We start from the raw sequence: 13,358 nt of genomic DNA on the forward strand, positions 1-13,358 counted from the left end.
TGTCCCCGCATCCCCCCAGCCAAGGAGTCTTGTGGCCATCCAGCCGATCCGTCTGTTCGGTGATCCCGTCCTGCGCAAGCCCGCGATCGAGGTCGTCGACTTCGACAAGGAGCTGCGCAAGCTCGTCGCGGACCTGACCGACACGATGCTCGAGGCGCCCGGGGCCGGCCTGGCCGCGCCCCAGATCGGCGTCGGGCTGCGGGCGTTCACCTGGAACGTCGACGGCGAGGTGGGCCACCTGGTGAACCCCCGGCTCGAGCTCTCCCAGGAGATCCAGGACGGGCCCGAGGGCTGCCTGTCCATCCCGGGCCTCACGATCGACTGCCGTCGGGCGCTCTCGGTGGTCGCGCACGGCTTCGACATGTACGGCGAGCCGGTCACGATCAGCGGCTCGGACTACCTGGCCCGGGCGATCCAGCACGAGACCGACCACCTCGACGGCGTGCTGTTCGTCGACCGGCTCGACGCGGAGGCACGCAAGGCGGCGATGAAGGCGATCCGGGAGTCGCACTGGTTCGGCCTCGAGAAGCCCACCGTCAAGGTCTCGCCGCACGCCACCCGCGGGCTGGGGTTCTAGACGCCCATGCGCCTCGTCTTCGCCGGCACCCCCGAGGTGGCCGTCCCCTCGCTCGACGCTCTCGCCGGGTCCCACCACGAGCTCGTCGCCGTCATCACCCGGCCCGACGCGCCCGCCGGCCGCGGCCGCAAGCTGGTCGCGAGCCCGGTCGCGCAGCGCGCCGAGGAGCTAGGGCTGCCGGTCCTCAAGCCCGGGCACCCGCGCGACCCCGACTTCCAGGCGGCGCTGCGCGACCTGCGTCCGGACTGCTGCGCCGTGGTGGCGTACGGCGCACTGCTCCCGCAGTCCGCCCTGGACATCCCGGTGCACGGCTGGGTCAACCTGCACTTCTCGGCGCTCCCCGCCTGGCGCGGCGCCGCCCCCGTGCAGCACGCGCTGTGGGCCGGCGACGAGGTCACCGGGGCGACCACGTTCCGGATCGTCAAGGAGCTCGACGCGGGCCCGACGTTCGGGGTGATGACCGAGCGGATCCGTCCCGCCGACACCGCCGGCGACCTGCTCGCCCGGCTGGCGGAGGGCGGAGCCGGGCTGTTGGTGGCGACCGTCGACGGCATCGAGGACGGGTCGCTGGAAGCACGGCCGCAGCAGGCCGAGGGCGTCAGCCTCGCCCCCAAGATCACCGTCGACGACGCCCGTGTCGTCTGGGACGAGCCCGCCGTCGGCGTCGACCGCCGGATCCGGGCCTGCACGCCGGGCCCGGGTGCCTGGTCGACCCACGAGGGCGAACGCATCAAGATCGGCCCGGTCACCGTGTGCCCGGACCGCGACGGGTTGGCCCCGGGCGTCCTCGACGTCACCAAGAACGCCGTCTACGTCGGCACCGGCACCGTCCCGGTCCGCCTCGGCGAGGTCAAGGCCTTCGGGAAGAAGCAGATGGGCGCCGCCGACTGGGCGCGTGGCGTACGCCTCGAGACAGGGGCCCGTTTCGCATGAATGCCGCCCTGGCTCCCGATACCGTCGGGGTCATGACCCGCCGGGCCCGCACCGACGACATCGACGAGATCTGCATGTCGCTCCCGGAGGTCGAGCTCGGGACGTCCTGGGGCGACCGGCCGACGTACAAGGTCCGCGGCAAGGGGTTCCTGCTGTTCCGGGCCCCGCACCGGACCGCGGTCGACCCCGCGACCGGGGAGATGTACGACGACCTGCTGGTCATCATGACGCCGTCGGCGGTCGAGAAGGAGTCCCTGGTCCAGGACGAGCGCCTCCCGTTCTTCACCATCGACCACTTCCGCGGCTTCAACGCGGTCCTGGTCCAGCAGTCCCGCCTCGACGAGATCGAGCGCGACGAGCTGGCCGAGATCATCACCGACGCCTGGGCAGCGAAGGCGCCCAGGTCGCTGGCCAGGACGTACCTCGATGGCTGAGCCACGCACCGGCACCCAGCAGCCCGACCAGCAGCGCTCCGGCCAGCAGCGCTCCGGCCAGCAGCGCTCGGGCCAGCAGCGCTCCGGCGAGCAGCGCTCGGGGGCGCGCGGGAGCGTCGACCCCGCCCGCCTGGCCGCGCTGGACGTGCTCAAGGCGGTGCGCGTCGACCAGGCGTACACCAACCTCGTGCTGCCCGCGGTCCTGCGCCACCACGGGCTCACGGGCCGCGACGCGGCCTTTGTCACCGAGCTGGCCTCGGGGACGATCCGCCGCCGCGGCACCTACGACGCGATCCTCGCGGCCTGCGTCGACCGGCCGCTGAGCAAGGTCGAGGCCAAGGTGCTCGACGCGCTGCGCCTCGGCACCCACCAGCTGCTCTCGATGCGGGTCCCGACCCACGCCGCGATCAGCACCACGGTCGACCTGGTGCGCGCCAAGGTGAGCTCGGGTGCGGCCGGGTTCGCGAACGCCGTGCTGCGCCGGGTGGCGGAGCAGGAGCTGGCCGAGTGGATCGGCCGGGTCGCGCCCGACCCGCGGGTCGCACCGGTCCGGTTCGCGTCGATCGCCTACAGCCACCCGCAGTGGGTCGTCGAGGAGCTGCGCAACGCCGTGGGCTGGAACGAGCTCCACGACCTGCTCGCGGCCGACAACGAGCCGCCTCGCGTCACGCTCGTGGCCCGCCCCGGGCGGGCGACCCGCGAGGAGCTGCCCGGCGAGCCGACACCCTGGTCGCCGTACGGCGTGGTGCTCGAGGGCGGCGACCCGGGCGCGGTTCCCGCTGTCGCCGAGGGCCGCGCCGGCGTCCAGGACGAGGGCTCGCAACTGGTCGCGATGGCGCTGGCCGCCGCTCCCGTCGAGGGCGAGGACCGGACCTGGCTCGACCTGTGCGCGGGTCCCGGTGGCAAGGCGGCGCTGCTGGCGGCCCTGGCCGGCCGCCGGGGTGCCCGGCTGGTGGCCGGGGAGCGGCAGCCGCACCGTGCCCGGCTGGTCACCCGCGCGCTCGAGGGTGCCGACGGCGTGCTCGGCGTCGTCGCGGCCGACGGCACCGCCCCGCCGTGGCGGTCCGGGAGCTTCGACCGGATCCTGGTCGACGCCCCGTGCACCGGGCTGGGCGCGCTGCGCCGCCGCCCGGAGGCCCGCTGGCGCCGCAAGGCCGACGACCTGCTCGCGCTGGTCCTGCTCCAGCGGGCGCTGGTCGGCTCGGCGCTCGAGCTGGTGCGGCCCGGGGGCGTGGTGCTCTACGCCACCTGCTCGCCGGTCCTCGCCGAGACCGAGGGGGTGGTCACCTCCGTGCTGCAGACCCACCCCGAGGCGACCCTCGAGGACGCCACGACGCTGCTGCCCGGCGTGCCCAACTGCGCCGGCCCCACGCCCGGCACCGTGCAGCTGTGGCCGCACCGGCACGGCACCGACGCCATGTTCATGGCGCTGTTCCGCAGGTCCTGATCGGCTCAGTCGTCGATGACGTGCCGGAGGTAGCGACCCGGGGCGTCCAGGTAGGCCCGCCAGTGCTGCACCAGCTCCAGCTCCTCCCACGTCGTACGACGCAGCCCCCAGTCGCCGACCTCGAGGATCGTGGCGCCGGGCATCGCCGCCAGCACGGGAGAGTGCGTGGCGCACAGGACCTGGCCACCGCTGGTTGCAACCCCGTGCAGCACCGCGACGAGCCCGAGCGTCGAGGAGAACGACAGCGCCGCCTCGGGCTCGTCGAGGCAGTAGAAGCCGGGGGAGTCGAAGCGCCGCTCCAGGACCGCCAGGAACGACTCGCCGTGGCTCATCGCGTGGAACCGGGGGTCGTGCTCGCTCGGGTGGTCCTCCAGATAGGTGTAGAACCCGTGCATCGTCTCCGCGCGCAGGAAGAAGCCCCAGCGCGCGGCCCCGATGCCGCGCTGGAGCCGCAGGGCGTTGCCCAGGGGTGACTCGGACGCGCGGGTGCTGTGCTGGCTTCCCGTCGACCCGCCCTCCGCGGCCATCCCGTAGGCCATCGCGACCGCCTCGACCAGCGTCGACTTCCCGGAGCCGTTCTCGCCGACCAGGAACGTGACCCCGGGAGCGAGGTCGAGCCCGTCCCGGGCCAGCTCGGCGACGGCAGGGATGGTCATCGGCCAGGTGCGGCGCCCGATCGGCGCGTCCGGGTCGAGGGAGATCCGCACGACCGGCGGCTGGTCGAACCTCATGCCCGCACGCTACGTCGTACGGTGCTGCCATGCCCGCCGCCAAGTCGCCCTCCGTCGAGATCGAGGTGGACGACCGGGTGGTCCGGGTCAGCAACCCCGACCGGGTCTACTTCCCCGAGAGCGGCGCCACCAAGCTCGACCTGGTCGAGTACTACCTCGCGGTCGGGCCCGGCATCGTCAACGCGCTCTACGAGCGGCCCTGCATGCTGCACCGCTTCCCCAAGGGGCTGGCCGGGGACAAGGTCCACCAGAAGCGGCTGCCCGCGGGTGCCCCGCCGTGGGTCGAGACCGTGCAGCTGCACTTCCCGCGCTGGAACCGCACCGCCGACGAGCTCTGCGTCACCGAGCCGGCGAGCGTGATCTGGGCCGTGCAGATGTCCACGGTGGAGTTCCACCCCTGGAACAGCCGGCGGGGCGACACCGAGAGGCCCGACGAGTGGCGCATCGACCTCGACCCCGGGCCGCTGTGCGAGTACGCCACCGTGCGTCGGGTCGCCCACGTCGCGCACGAGGTCCTCGAGGAGCTCGGTGCCACCGGCTTCCCGAAGACCAGCGGCAGCAAGGGCATGCACGTCTACGTCCGGATCGCCCCGGACCACGGCTTCAAGGACGTACGACGGGCTGCGCTGGCGTTCGCACGGGAGGTCGAGCGGCGGGCTCCCGACGACGTGACGACGACCTGGTGGAAGAAGGACCGCGACCCGCACCACCTGTTCGTCGACTACAACCAGAACGCGCGGGACCACACCATCGCCGCGGCGTACTCCGTGCGCGGCCTACCCGACGCCCGCGTCTCCACGCCGATCCGCTGGGACGAGGTGGACGCAGCCGATCCGCGCGACTTCACGATCTTCACGGTGCCCGAGCGGTTCGCCGATCTCGGCGACCTGCACGCCGACATCGACGACCACGTCTTCGACATCGCCCCGCTGCTGGAGTGGGCCGAGCGCGACGAGGGGGAGGGCGCCGCCCCGCCCGCGGAACCCGAGGGGGACGACAGTGCCTGACGAGTTCGCGATTCCCGAGGAGCAGCTGACCGAGGTGCACGTCGCCGGACGCAGGCTCCTGTGCTTGGTCTGTGGGTACGTCCACACCTTCCTCGGCGGGGCGCTGGACTGGCGGGTCCCCGCCTCCGAGCAGGACTGAGGGCCGTCACTACACTCCACGCGTGGGAATCCAGATCACGCCGAGCATCCTGAACGCCGACTTCGCGAACCTCGGGGAAGAGGTCGCCCGGATCGGCAGCGCCGACTGGGTGCACGTGGACGTCATGGACAACCACTTCGTCCCGAACCTCACCTTCGGCCCGACCATGGTCGAGGCCCTGGCCCGGTCCACGCAGACGCCGCTCGACGCGCACCTGATGATCGAGGACCCCGACCACAACGCGCTGGCGTACGTCGAGGCCGGCTGCGGGTCGGTGACCTTCCACGTCGAGGCGGCCCAGGCGCCCGTCCGGCTGGCCCGGGAGCTCCGGTCCCACGGCGCGCGGGCCAGCATGGCGCTCAAGCCGGCCACCCCGATCGAGCCCTACGAGGACCTGCTGCCCGAGCTCGACATGCTGCTGGTGATGACGGTCGAGCCCGGCTTCGGTGGCCAGAAGTTCCTCGACCTCTGCCTGCCCAAGATCCGTCGGGCGCGCGCGCTGATGGACAAGCACGGCGTCGAGACCTGGCTCCAGGTCGATGGAGGAGTGTCGCTGGAGACCATCGAGCGCTGCGCCGAGGCCGGTGCCGACGTCTTCGTGGCCGGCTCGGCCGTCTACTCCGCCGACGACCCCGACGCCATGGTCGCCGAGCTGCGGGCCAAGGCGGAGGCGGCCGTCACCGCGTAGCCGTCTCCTCGAACGTGCGGGCGCCGTCGGTCGACACGTAGAGCCGGCCGTCCCAGGTCCGGGTCCAGATGACGCCGCCCCGGGCCGGGTCGGCCTCCAGGGACACCAGCGGGGAGAAGCCCCGCGGCGCAGGGCCCGGCTCCGGAGTGAAGTCCGGGCGCACCGGGGTGTACGCCGACCAGTCGCGGCCGGCGCTGGCGTACAGGCCGTGCCACCGGTCGCTCGGACGGCCGGCACGGTCGTCGCTCCAGTGGTCGAGCAGGGCGAGCAGCCGGCCGTCGGCCAGCACGACGAAGCCGCTGCCGAAGGCACGCGCGCCCTGCGACGCCGGGACGTCGACCGTGGTGAAGGTGCTCCCGCCGTCGGTCGACCGCGCGGTCCGCATGAAGGGGAAGAGCGTGGCGCCGTCACCCCCGCCGATGACCCCGACCACGCCGGGGTCCAGCGAAGCCGCAGGCCACGGCAGCAGCCCGGTCAGGCCGGTCGCCCGGGCGGGGTAGGTCGACTCCTGCCCCGGGCCCGGCAGCAGGCGTTCCCCATGACGACGGTCCCACCGCACGTAGCGCGCGGTGACGAAGCCGTCGTCGGTCACGGCGATTGCGCGGTCGTGGCGGCAGTGGGGGTGGACACAGGCCCAGCCGGTCGTCACCCGGAGTCCCGCCGGGGTCCGAGCGACCGCGACGCCCAGCAGGGAGGACTCCGGATCCTCGACCACCTGCTCAGGGGTGCGGGGCGGCGCCGTCCCCGGCCGGGCGGTTGACGGAGAGAGCGTCACCCGGGTGTCGCCCGGATCGGTCGCGGCGGTGCCGGCCCTCGAGCAGCCGGGGGCGACGACGGCCACGGTGAGCAGGACGAGGACGGCGCGCGGCAGCAGGGTCACGCCGGTGTGACGCGCGCCGGGCCCGTTGAGTTGCCCCGGGCCGCACGGGTCCTTCGTGTGCGACACCTCACGGGCCGCGATCACGGGCCCTGTGGCAAACTTGCCGCGACGAGTTCAGTGAGCTCGCGTGCTCTGGGGTCGGTGCAATTCCGAGCCGGCGGTGACTGATCGAATGCTCCTTCGCTTCGCTCAGAAGTCCGCGACCCGGTCACAGCCAGTGACCGGTTGACCAGGTGGAACTCCTGGACCGACGGTCAAAGTCCGGATGGGAAGCGCACGCAGGCAGGACTGCCGCCCTCCGTCATCGACGGTGAGCGCGTGGCCCCGCCGTCGCCCCGGAGTCCCGTGAGCGGACCAGGAAGGGGCCCGGCGGATGACCTCCAGCCATGCCGAGCGGCGCGCCATGCAGCGCGCGCTCGAGCTCGCCGCCACCCCGGGCGTGCCGTTGGGTCCGAACCCGCGGGTCGGCTGCGTCCTGCTCGACGCCGACGGCGGCACCGTGGCCGAGGGCTACCACCGCGGCGCGGGCACCGACCACGCCGAGGCCGACGCGCTGGCGCAGGCCGGCCCGGCCGCCCGCGGGACCACTGCCGTGGTCACCCTCGAGCCCTGCAACCACACCGGCCGGACCGGCCCGTGCGCGCAGGCGCTGGTCGAGGCCGGCGTACGCCGGGTCGTCTTCGCGCAGGCGGACCCGAACCCGGTCGCGGCCGGGGGCGGCGAGACGCTGCGCGCCGCGGGCGTGCAGGTCGAGGGCGGCCTCCTCGCGGACCGGGCGCGCGAGCTGAACCGGGTCTGGACCTTCGCCGTCGACCACGGCCGGCCCTTCGTCACCTGGAAGTTCGCCGCGAGCCTCGACGGCCGCAGCGCCGCCGCCGACGGCACCAGCCGCTGGGTCTCCAGCACCGCCGCGCGCCACGACACCCACCGGCTGCGGGCGCTCTGCGACACGATGCTGGTCGGCACCAACACCGTGGCGGTCGACGACCCCCGGCTGACGGTCCGCGACGCCGACGACCGCCCGCTGGACCGGCAGCCGCTGCGCGCGGTGATGGGGGAGCGGCAGCTCGACCCAGGCCGACGCATCTTCGACACCGAGCTGACCCCGGGGGCCGAGACCGTGCACCTGCGCACCCGCGACCCGCACGCCGCCCTCGCCGAGCTCTACGCCCGCGACCGGCAGCACGTCTTCCTCGAGGGCGGCCCGACCCTCGCGGCCGCCTTCGTGCGCGCCGGCCTGGTCGACGAGATCGTCGCGTACGTCGCGCCGGTGCTGCTCGGCGCCGGCCGCGACGCGGTCGCCGACCTCGGGATCACCACCATCGCCGACGCGCTGCGTCCCACGGTCACCGACGTGACCGTGCTCGACGGTGTCGACGGCGAGCAGCCCAACGTCCGCCTCACCATGACCCCGTGCCCGGGGCCCCGCCAGGAAGGCCACTGACATGTTCACCGGAATCGTCGAGGAGCTCGGCACCGTCGAGGCGGTCGAGGACCAGGGTGACGCCATCCGGCTCACCATCCGCGCCGCCACGGTGCTCGAGGACGCCGGGCTCGGCGACTCGATCGCCGTCAACGGGTGCTGCCTGACCGTGGTGTCGACGGGGTCGACCACCGAGGACGGCCCCGCCGACCTCTGGACCGCCGACGTGATGCAGGAGACGCTCGACAAGACCAGCCTGCACGGCGTCGCGCCGGGCGACCGGGTCAACCTCGAGCGTGCCGTCACCGTGGAGAAGCGGCTCGGCGGCCACATCGTCCAGGGGCACGTCGACGGCGTCGGCACCGTCGTGAGCCGCACCCCCAGTGAGCACTGGGAGGTCGTGGAGATCGCCATGCCCCCCGAGCTGTCCCGCTACCTGGTCGACAAGGGCTCGATCACCGTCGACGGGGTCAGCCTGACCGTCGTGGCGGCCGGCGAGGACCGCTTCACCGTCAGCCTCATCCCCGAGACCCTGGCCCGCACCACCCTGGGCTTCCGCCGGACCGGCGACCGGGTGAACCTCGAGACCGACGTCATCGCCAAGCACGTCGAGCGGCTGCTGGCCGGCGGTTACCTCGAGCGGCTCCGAGGCGGGACCGAGGGGCAGGACCTCTGATGCTCGACCACCGAGGGCACACCACCACCGACCCGTCCCCCACGGCAGCCGAGACCCCCCAGCAAGGAGCACACGCATGAGCGACAAGGTCAGGCTCGACCCCGTCGAGCGCGCGATCGCCGACATCGCCGCCGGGAGGGCGGTCGTGGTCGTCGACGACGAGGACCGCGAGAACGAGGGCGACATCATCTTCGCCGCCAGCAAGGCGACGCCGGAGCTGATGGCGTTCACGATCCGCTACAGCAGCGGCGTGATCTGCGTGCCGATGCCGGCCGACATGCTGGACCGGCTCGAGATCCCGCTGATGACGCCGCACAACAAGGACCGGCTGCGCACCGCCTACACCATCTCCGTCGACGCCCGGGACGGCGTCACGACCGGGATCAGCGCGGCCGACCGCGCGCACACGGTCCGCGTGCTCGCCGACTCGGCCACCGAGCCCTGGGAGATCACCCGGCCCGGCCACGTGTTCCCGCTGCGCTACCGCGAAGGCGGCGTCCTGGTCCGCCGCGGGCACACCGAGGCCGCGGTCGACCTCGCCAAGCTGGCCGGCCTGACACCCGCCGGCGTCCTGGTCGAGGTGGTCAACGACGACGGCACCATGAAGCGCGGTCCCGAGCTGCGCGAGTTCGCCGACGAGCACGGGCTGGCGATGATCTCGATCGACGAGCTGGTCCGCTACCGCCGCCGCCACGAGACGCTCGTCGAGCGGGTGGCCGAGACCCGGCTGCCCACCCGCCACGGCGACTTCACGGCGTACGGCTATCGCATCACCGTCGACGCCTCCGAGCACATCGCCCTCGTGTACGGCGACGTCTCGGGCCCCGAGCCGGTGCTGACCCGGGTCCACTCCGAGTGCCTGACCGGCGACGTCTTCGGCAGCCACCGTTGCGACTGCGGCCCGCAGCTGGAGGAGGCCCTCGAGCGGATCGTCGAGGAGGGCCGTGGCGTGGTCGTCTACCTGCGCGGGCACGAGGGCCGTGGCATCGGCCTGGTGGCCAAGCTGCAGGCCTACCAGCTCCAGGACGGCGGCCGGGACACCGTGGACGCCAACCTCGAGCTCGGGCTGCCCGCGGACGCGCGCCACTACGGCACCGCGACCCAGGTCCTGCGCGACCTCGGCATCGAGAGCGTCCGGCTGCTGACGAACAACCCCGACAAGGTCAGCAACCTCGAGGACTTCGGGGTCGCGGTCGCCGAGCGGGTCCAGCTCACGCCGCACCCCAACGACCACAACATCGCCTACCTGCTCACCAAGCGTGACCGGATGGGTCACGACCTGCCCCACCTGCCCCTCGAGGAAGGAGCCCGCCCATGAGCGGAGCCGGAGCCCCCGACCAGAAGCCCGTCGACTGCCACGACCTGCGTGTCGCCGTGGTCGCCGCGAGCTGGCACGAGCAGGTCATGGACGGCCTGCTCGACGGCGCGCTGCGCGCGTGCCGCGACTTCAAGGTGGAGGCACCCTCGGTGGTCCGGGTGCCCGGGACCTTCGAGCTCCCGGTGGTCGCCGCCGCGCTCGCGGCCCAGGGGTACGACGCGGTGGTCGCCCTCGGCGTCGTGATCCGGGGCGGGACCCCGCACTTCGACTACGTCTGCAACGCCGCCACCGACGGGCTGACCCGGGTCGCCCTCGATCACCAGGCGGCCGTCGGCTTCGGCGTCCTCACCTGTGACGACGACCAGCAGGCGCTGGACCGGGCCGGGCTCGAGGGGTCGAAGGAGGACAAGGGCTACGAGGCCACGTCCGCCGCCCTGCTCACCGCCCAGACCCTGCGCACCATCAAGCGCGGCTACGAGACCTGACGCCGACCCGTCGCCGGCTGCGTCCGCGAGTGTGGCCCAGGTAACGACGGGTCGATGCGGCTGGACGCGAAGAAGCGACGGGTCGGCGGACGCCGTAGGCTGGGCGACCGTGAAGACGTTCGACGAGCTCTGGGCCGAGCTCAACGAGAAGGCCCGGGAGCGCCCCGAGGGATCCGGCACCGTCGCGCAGCTCGATGCCGGCGTCCATGCGATCGGCAAGAAGCTGGTCGAGGAGGCGGCCGAGTCCTGGATGGCGGCCGAGCACGAGGGCAAGGAGCGCACCGCCGAGGAGATCAGTCAGCTGCTCTACCACGCCCAGGTGCTCATGATCGCCAGCGGCATCAGCCTGCACGACGTCTACACCCACCTCTGAGGTCTGCCATGAGTGCACCCCTGCTCCGGGTCGCGGTCCCCAACAAGGGCTCGCTGTCCCAGTCCGCGTCCGAGATCCTGCGCGAGTCCGGCTACCGCCAGCGCCACGACTCCAAGGAGCTCACGCTGATCGACGCCGAGAACGGCGTCGAGTTCTTCTACCTGCGCCCCCGCGACATCGCGCTGTACGTCGGCGAGGGCACCCTCGACGTCGGCGTCACCGGCCGCGACCTGCTGCGTGACTCCGGGGCCAAGGCCGACGAGGTGCTCGAGCTCGGCTTCGGCCGCAGCCGCTTCCACTTCGCCGGCCCGACGGGGAAGTTCTCCGACCTCGGCCAGCTGGCCGGCACCCGCATCGCCACGTCGTACGTCGGGGTCGTGCGGGCGTTCCTCGAGGAGCGGGGGATCGACGCCACGGTGACCCGGCTCGACGGCGCGGTCGAGACCAGCATCCAGCTCGGGGTCGCGGACGTGATCGCCGACGTCGTCGAGACCGGCAGCACCCTGCGCCAGGCCGGGCTGGAGACCTTCGGCGAGGTGATCCTCGAGTCCGAGGCCGTGCTCATCACCCGCGCGGGCTCGGTGCCGTCCGGCTTCGAGGTCTTCAAGCGCCGCCTCGAGGGCGTCCTCGTTGCCCGCAGCTACGTGATGATGGACTACGACATCAGGAGCCAGGACGTCACCGCGGCGGTGGCGCTGACGCCCGGCATCGAGAGTCCGACGGTCTCGCCACTGCACCGCGAGGGCTGGGTCGCGGTCCGCGCGATGGTTCCTCGTGACGGCGCCCAGCGCCTGATGGACGAGCTGTTCGACCTCGGCGCCCGCGGGATCCTGCTCACCGACATCCATGCCTGCCGGCTCTGACGTGCCCGGCCTCGTCTCGCTGCCGCACACGTGGCGGCCCTTCGGCGCCCGCCTGGCCGGGGTCGTGTTCGGCGGCGCGCTCCTCGTCGTGTGCGCCTTCGCCTGGTTCTCCTTCGACCCCGAGACGCGCGCCAAGTTCACGCCCTTCCAGCGCGGCACGCTCGTCTTCCTCGGGCTGCTCGCCTTCGCCGCCTGGTTCGCCCTGGTGAGGTCCCGGGTGGTCGCCGAGGAGGACCGGCTCGTGGTCGTCAACGGCTACCGGCGCCGCGAGCTCGACTGGGCCGAGATCGTGGCGGTGCACCTGCCGCCCGGCGCGCCGTGGGTCACCCTCGACCTCAGCGACGGCACCACCATGGCGGCGCTGGGCATCCAGGGCTCCGACGGAGCCCGGGCCCGCACCGCGGTGAGCCAGCTCCGCGCCCTGGTCAACCGCTGAGCCGGAGCGTCCGGTATCAGTCGAGGGCCCGGATGCCCCAGGAGGCGGAGTGCTCGTCGCCGGCCTCGCCGGACCTCGCGAGCGTCACCAGGTCGTCGCCCGAGCGGAACGAGTCCGCGGGCGCGGTCATCGGCTCCACGGCCAGCGAGCGCCGGGCCGTGCCGGGCGCCTGGTCGGCGCTGAAGACCTGCAGCCACCGGTGCCGCTCGTCCACCCACAGCGCCACGCCATGACCGGTGTGGGGGTCGCGCAGCACCGCGGTCGCGATGCCCTGCTCGTCCCGCTCGAGGTCGGTGAAGGCGTCGTCGAACGCCGTGTCGCGGACCGGCCGCGCGACCCGGAAGTCGTACGCCGTGTCCTCGACGTCCTCGCGGCCCACCGGCAGCAGCCGGTCGTCGACCAGCGACCGGGTGCCGGCCGGCAGGGTCAGCTCGAGCGAGTCGATCGGGCCCGGGCCGACCGCGAGGTAGGGGTGCGCCCCGCTGGCGTACGGCGCGGGCTCGGCCGCCATGTTCGTGGCGGTCTGGGTGACGGTGAGCCCGTCGGCGGACAGGTCGTAGAGCACGTGCAGGTCCAGCGTCCACGGGTAGCCGGTCTGGGCCATCAGCCGGTAGACCAGCGAGACCGAGTTGTCGGTGTGCTCCTCCAGGGTCCAGGCGACCCAGCGGACGAGTCCGTGCGAGGCGTTGTGCCGGGCCGGCTCGGTCAGCGGCAGCTGCAGGTCGCGGCCGTCGAAGGTGTAGGCGCCGTCCCGGATCCGGTTCGGCCACGGCATCAGCAGCTGGCCCCGGCCACCCGGCGACATGCGGTCCGCGTCGAAGCCGTCCACCAGCGGCCGGCCGGCGTACTCCAGGAGCCGCAGCGCGGCGCCGCTCTCGGTCACGACCGCGCGGTAGCCACCGCCGCTGATCTCGAACTGGTCGCCACTGGGAGAGAGCATGGCCCCAA

General features: G+C 73.2%; 17 protein-coding genes and 1 riboswitch. Of the genes, 14 read left to right on the forward strand and 3 right to left on the reverse strand.

The genetic code is table 11. The features are described from left to right. The first annotated feature begins 31 nt into the window (after positions 1-31). From def to ABD268_RS09505, 4 genes are read left to right on the forward strand one after another with little or no spacing between them, the layout of a single operon-like run. Positions 32-577, forward strand: coding sequence for a peptide deformylase (def, locus tag ABD268_RS09490; RefSeq protein ID WP_344150546.1), 546 nt, complete (start codon positions 32-34; stop codon positions 575-577). Positions 578-583: 6 nt separating this feature from the next. Further along, positions 584-1,510 (forward strand): methionyl-tRNA formyltransferase, encoded by a 927-nt coding sequence (gene fmt / locus ABD268_RS09495; RefSeq protein WP_344150549.1) that lies wholly within the window; start codon positions 584-586, stop codon positions 1,508-1,510. Positions 1,511-1,542: 32 nt separating this feature from the next. Then, a complete protein-coding gene (locus ABD268_RS09500; protein WP_344150552.1) occupies positions 1,543-1,944 on the forward strand; it encodes an MmcQ/YjbR family DNA-binding protein in 402 nt (133 codons plus the stop codon). After that, positions 1,937-3,391, forward strand: a complete 1,455-nt coding sequence (locus ABD268_RS09505) for an RsmB/NOP family class I SAM-dependent RNA methyltransferase (RefSeq protein WP_344150555.1) — start codon at positions 1,937-1,939, stop codon at positions 3,389-3,391. Before ABD268_RS09500 ends, ABD268_RS09505 begins: the two co-directional genes overlap by 8 nt. A 5-nt stretch (positions 3,392-3,396) precedes the next feature. On the opposite strand, the gene ABD268_RS09510 is transcribed toward ABD268_RS09505, so the two are convergent. Continuing rightward, entirely contained in the window at positions 3,397-4,122 is a 726-nt protein-coding gene (locus ABD268_RS09510) for an AAA family ATPase (protein ID WP_344150558.1), read from the reverse strand. Positions 4,123-4,151: 29 nt separating this feature from the next. Between ABD268_RS09510 and ligD the strand changes: the two genes are divergently transcribed. The 3 genes from ligD to rpe are packed head-to-tail and all read left to right on the forward strand — an operon-like array spanning position 4,152 to position 5,956. Then, positions 4,152-5,129 carry a non-homologous end-joining DNA ligase gene (ligD, locus tag ABD268_RS09515; RefSeq protein ID WP_344150561.1) on the forward strand — a complete coding sequence of 326 codons (978 nt, stop codon included), beginning with the start codon at positions 4,152-4,154 and terminating at the stop codon, positions 5,127-5,129. Continuing rightward, entirely contained in the window at positions 5,122-5,268 is a 147-nt protein-coding gene (locus ABD268_RS09520; RefSeq protein ID WP_344150564.1) for a hypothetical protein, read from the forward strand. Before ligD ends, ABD268_RS09520 begins: the two co-directional genes overlap by 8 nt. Positions 5,269-5,290: 22 nt before the next feature. Then, positions 5,291-5,956, forward strand: coding sequence for a ribulose-phosphate 3-epimerase (gene rpe / locus ABD268_RS09525; RefSeq protein WP_344150567.1), 666 nt, complete (start codon positions 5,291-5,293; stop codon positions 5,954-5,956). Here rpe and ABD268_RS09530 read toward each other — a convergent pair. Next, positions 5,946-6,836, reverse strand: a complete 891-nt coding sequence (locus ABD268_RS09530; protein WP_344150570.1) for a sialidase family protein — start codon at positions 6,834-6,836, stop codon at positions 5,946-5,948. The two genes, rpe and ABD268_RS09530, sit on opposite strands and share 11 nt — an antisense overlap. Before the next feature lie 123 nt (positions 6,837-6,959). Then, positions 6,960-7,118, forward strand: a riboswitch (FMN riboswitch). Positions 7,119-7,209: 91 nt separating this feature from the next. Between ABD268_RS09530 and ribD the strand changes: the two genes are divergently transcribed. The 7 genes from ribD (at position 7,210) to ABD268_RS09565 (ending at position 12,410) form a co-directional block, all read left to right on the forward strand. Next, on the forward strand, positions 7,210-8,280 hold the full coding sequence (ribD, locus tag ABD268_RS09535; protein ID WP_344150573.1) for a bifunctional diaminohydroxyphosphoribosylaminopyrimidine deaminase/5-amino-6-(5-phosphoribosylamino)uracil reductase RibD: 1,071 nt from the start codon (positions 7,210-7,212) through the stop codon (positions 8,278-8,280). Between the two features lies 1 nt (position 8,281). Beyond that, positions 8,282-8,935, forward strand: a complete 654-nt coding sequence (locus ABD268_RS09540) for a riboflavin synthase (protein WP_344150576.1) — start codon at positions 8,282-8,284, stop codon at positions 8,933-8,935. Positions 8,936-9,011: 76 nt separating this feature from the next. Beyond that, positions 9,012-10,253, forward strand: coding sequence for a bifunctional 3,4-dihydroxy-2-butanone-4-phosphate synthase/GTP cyclohydrolase II (locus ABD268_RS09545; RefSeq protein WP_344150579.1), 1,242 nt, complete (start codon positions 9,012-9,014; stop codon positions 10,251-10,253). Then, positions 10,250-10,738, forward strand: a complete 489-nt coding sequence (gene ribH, locus ABD268_RS09550; RefSeq protein ID WP_344150582.1) for a 6,7-dimethyl-8-ribityllumazine synthase — start codon at positions 10,250-10,252, stop codon at positions 10,736-10,738. The genes ABD268_RS09545 and ribH overlap by 4 nt, the downstream gene beginning before the upstream one ends. Before the next feature lie 109 nt (positions 10,739-10,847). Further along, positions 10,848-11,111 (forward strand): phosphoribosyl-ATP diphosphatase, encoded by a 264-nt coding sequence (locus ABD268_RS09555; RefSeq protein ID WP_344150585.1) that lies wholly within the window; start codon positions 10,848-10,850, stop codon positions 11,109-11,111. Positions 11,112-11,119: 8 nt separating this feature from the next. Next, complete coding sequence (gene hisG / locus ABD268_RS09560) at positions 11,120-11,974, forward strand: ATP phosphoribosyltransferase (RefSeq protein ID WP_344150588.1); 855 nt, start codon at positions 11,120-11,122, stop codon at positions 11,972-11,974. Continuing rightward, positions 11,958-12,410 (forward strand): PH domain-containing protein, encoded by a 453-nt coding sequence (locus tag ABD268_RS09565; protein WP_344150591.1) that lies wholly within the window; start codon positions 11,958-11,960, stop codon positions 12,408-12,410. The genes hisG and ABD268_RS09565 overlap by 17 nt, the downstream gene beginning before the upstream one ends. A 16-nt stretch (positions 12,411-12,426) precedes the next feature. Here ABD268_RS09565 and ABD268_RS09570 read toward each other — a convergent pair whose 3' ends face one another. Beyond that, entirely contained in the window at positions 12,427-13,350 is a 924-nt protein-coding gene (locus ABD268_RS09570; RefSeq protein ID WP_344150594.1) for an aldose 1-epimerase family protein, read from the reverse strand. Between the last annotated feature and the right edge of the window lie 8 nt (positions 13,351-13,358).

The organism is Nocardioides koreensis (genome assembly GCF_039531775.1).
In the GTDB taxonomy this organism is placed as follows: domain Bacteria; phylum Actinomycetota; class Actinomycetes; order Propionibacteriales; family Nocardioidaceae; genus Nocardioides; species Nocardioides koreensis.

Bases quoted from the DNA above. Each gene is read 5' to 3' on its own strand.
- fmt (WP_344150549.1), top strand. From the start codon at position 584: ATGCGCCTCGTCTTCGCCGGCACCCCCGAGGTGGCCGTCCCCTCGCTC.
- ABD268_RS09500 (WP_344150552.1), top strand. From the start codon at position 1,543: ATGACCCGCCGGGCCCGCACCGACGACATCGACGAGATCTGCATGTCG.
- ABD268_RS09505 (WP_344150555.1), top strand. From the start codon at position 1,937: ATGGCTGAGCCACGCACCGGCACCCAGCAGCCCGACCAGCAGCGCTCC.
- ABD268_RS09510 (WP_344150558.1), bottom strand. From the start codon at position 4,122: ATGAGGTTCGACCAGCCGCCGGTCGTGCGGATCTCCCTCGACCCGGAC.
- ligD (WP_344150561.1), top strand. From the start codon at position 4,152: ATGCCCGCCGCCAAGTCGCCCTCCGTCGAGATCGAGGTGGACGACCGG.
- ribD (WP_344150573.1), top strand. From the start codon at position 7,210: ATGACCTCCAGCCATGCCGAGCGGCGCGCCATGCAGCGCGCGCTCGAG.
- ABD268_RS09540 (WP_344150576.1), top strand. From the start codon at position 8,282: ATGTTCACCGGAATCGTCGAGGAGCTCGGCACCGTCGAGGCGGTCGAG.
- ABD268_RS09545 (WP_344150579.1), top strand. From the start codon at position 9,012: ATGAGCGACAAGGTCAGGCTCGACCCCGTCGAGCGCGCGATCGCCGAC.
- ribH (WP_344150582.1), top strand. From the start codon at position 10,250: ATGAGCGGAGCCGGAGCCCCCGACCAGAAGCCCGTCGACTGCCACGAC.
- hisG (WP_344150588.1), top strand. From the start codon at position 11,120: ATGAGTGCACCCCTGCTCCGGGTCGCGGTCCCCAACAAGGGCTCGCTG.
- ABD268_RS09565 (WP_344150591.1), top strand. From the start codon at position 11,958: ATGCCTGCCGGCTCTGACGTGCCCGGCCTCGTCTCGCTGCCGCACACG.
- ABD268_RS09570 (WP_344150594.1), bottom strand. From the start codon at position 13,350: ATGCTCTCTCCCAGTGGCGACCAGTTCGAGATCAGCGGCGGTGGCTAC.